General features: G+C 66.7%; 3 protein-coding genes. All 3 read left to right on the forward strand.

Annotated elements, in window-relative coordinates; all coding sequences use genetic code 11:
* The coding region (locus tag Q0X16_RS04930; protein WP_297831344.1) for an HU family DNA-binding protein at nt 1–182 on the forward strand (182 nt) is incomplete at its 5' end.
* A gap of 323 nt (nt 183–505) precedes the next feature.
* Entirely contained in the window at nt 506–1,684 is a 1,179-nt protein-coding gene (gene lapB / locus Q0X16_RS04935; protein WP_297831349.1) for a lipopolysaccharide assembly protein LapB, read from the forward strand.
* 37 nt (nt 1,685–1,721) lie between these two features.
* Nucleotides 1,722–2,513 (forward strand): UTP--glucose-1-phosphate uridylyltransferase GalU (galU, locus tag Q0X16_RS04940; protein WP_297831346.1); only part of this gene is annotated, 792 nt, incomplete at its 3' end.

Below are 2,513 nucleotides of genomic sequence, written 5' to 3' on the forward strand. Positions count from 1 at the left end.
AGCGCATCGAGATTCGCGGTTTCGGCAGTTTCTCCCTGCATTACCGACCGCCGCGCACCGGACGCAATCCGCGCACCGGCGAAACCGTCTCGTTGCCCGGGCGCCACGTGCCGCACTTCAAGCCCGGCAAGGAACTTCGGGAGCGGGTGTCGGAAGTCGTTCCAATAAACGTTGAAGATTGAGTTGGATCGTATCGGGCCGGAATTTCCGGCCCGATTGTTTTTGGGACTGTGGATTGCTTTTACGGAAGTCGGAAAGGCGGTGCCGCAGACCCTTGGGTGCGAAATCAAGGGGGAGGCGGCGGCCCCGGGCCGACGCCGGAGGACATTCGCACCCAAGGGTCTGCGGCATCGCCTCTCGACGGCTCTTGTGCACAGTGTCGAAAGGCATTCATGCGGACCGATCATCGAGACTGCGACATCCCGCGCGCATTTTCGCGTTCCGGTTCGCTAAGCTTGCACGGGCCGCTTGCACGCGGATGGACCGAATCGACCCGGAGCGCAATGTGAGTTTTCTCGACCAGTGGATCTGGTTCGTCATCTTCGTCCCGCTGGCGGGACTGTTCGGCTGGGTGCTCGGGCGCCGCGGCGGCGAGCAGCACGGCGGCAATCAGGTCAGCAAACTGTCCACCACCTATTTCCGCGGCCTGAATTACCTGCTCGACGAGCAGCCGGACAAGGCGATCGAGCTGTTCCTGCACGTCGCCGAACTCGACCGCGACACCTTCGAGACCCAGATCGCGCTCGGCCACCTGTTCCGCCGCCGCGGCGAGGTGGACCGCGCGATCAAGCTGCACGTCGCACTGGCGCAGCGCAACGACCTGAGCGACGCGCAGAAAGTGCAGGCGCTGTCGGCGCTGGGCGAGGACTACATGCGCGCCGGTTTGCTGGATCGCGCCGAAACCGTCTTCAACGATCTGGCCCGTCTCGACCAGCGCGCGCCGCAGGCGTTCAAGCACCTGATCGCGATCTACCAGTCCGAACGCGACTGGCCACGGGCGATCGAGAACGCCACCCGATTCGAGCAGGCCAGCGGCCAGCCGATGGGCAAGCTGATCGCCCACTTTGAATGTGAACTGGCGGAGCGCCAGCGCGCCGACGGCGATCTCGATGGCGCCCGTGCGGCAGTGGTGCGTGCCTATGCGGCCGACCCCACGTCGGCACGCGCCGGGATGATCGAAGGCCGTCTGGAGGCCGATGCCGGCAATGCGCTGGCGGCGATCCGCGCCTACGAGCGCGCCGCCCAGCATGACCCCGATTTCCTGCCGGTGATCCTGCCCAGCCTGCTGGAAAACTACGCCAAGGTCGGCGAGCGCACTGGCGCCCGCGCCTTCCTGTCGGGCATGTGCGAACACTACCGCGGCATCGCGCCGGTTCTGGCGCTGGCACGGATGATCGAAACCGACGAAGGCGCCGCCGCCGCGCGGAAATTCCTCGCCGAACAGTTGCTCGACCGTCCCTCGGTGCGCGGCGAGGCGGCGCTGATCGACCTGAGCCTGGCCAGCAACGCGGACGCGCAAACGACGCTGGGCGACCTCAAGCATGTCACTGAGCAACTGCTGGCGCGCAATCCCAGCTACCGCTGCAACCGCTGCGGATTCGGCGCCCGCAGCCACCACTGGCAATGCCCGAGCTGCAAGGAGTGGGGCACGGTCAAGCCGTTGCTCAACTATTCGGTGGTGTGAATCGGGGGCATCGCGGTGCTTCCCGTAGAATGACGGGATGACAACAGCAACTTCCTCATCGCGCATCCGCAAGGCCGTGTTCCCCGTCGCCGGACTCGGCACCCGCTTCCTGCCGGCGACCAAGACCGTCCCCAAGGAGATGCTGCCGATCGTCGACCGGCCGCTGATCCAGTACGCGGTCGATGAGGCCATCGCCGCCGGCTGCGACACCCTGATCTTCGTGACCAACCGCTACAAACACGCGGTGGCCGACTACTTCGACAAGGCCTACGAACTCGAGCAGAAGCTGGAGAAGTCCGGCAAGGCCGAACAGCTGGCGCTGATCCGCAACGTGCTGCCGGAAGGCGTGCGCGCGGTGTTCGTCACCCAGGCCGAGGCGCTGGGGCTGGGCCATGCGGTGCTCTGCGCAAAGCCGGTGGTGGGCGACGAACCGTTTGCAGTGCTGCTGCCGGACGACCTGATCTGGAGCCGCGGCGACGGTGCACTCAAGCAGATGGCCGACCATGCGCAGGCCACCGGCGGCAGCGCGGTGGCGGTGCAGGACGTGCCGCGCGAGCAGACCGCCAGCTACGGCATCGTCGCCACCGAGGCCTTCGACGGTCAGGCCGGCCGGATCCGCCAGATCGTCGAGAAACCGAAGCCCGAGGTTGCGCCCAGCACCCTCGCCGTGGTCGGTCGCTACGTCCTCAGCCCGGCGATCTTCGATCTGCTTGAACGCACCGAACGCGGCGCCGGCGGCGAGATCCAGCTCACCGACGCCATCGCCGCGCTGCTCGATGCCGAGCGCGTCGACGCCTTCCGCTTCCGCGGCACCCGCTTCGACTGCGGC

The sequence above is a fragment of the Thermomonas sp. genome (genome assembly GCF_025993755.1).
GTDB lineage: Bacteria > Pseudomonadota > Gammaproteobacteria > Xanthomonadales > Xanthomonadaceae > Thermomonas.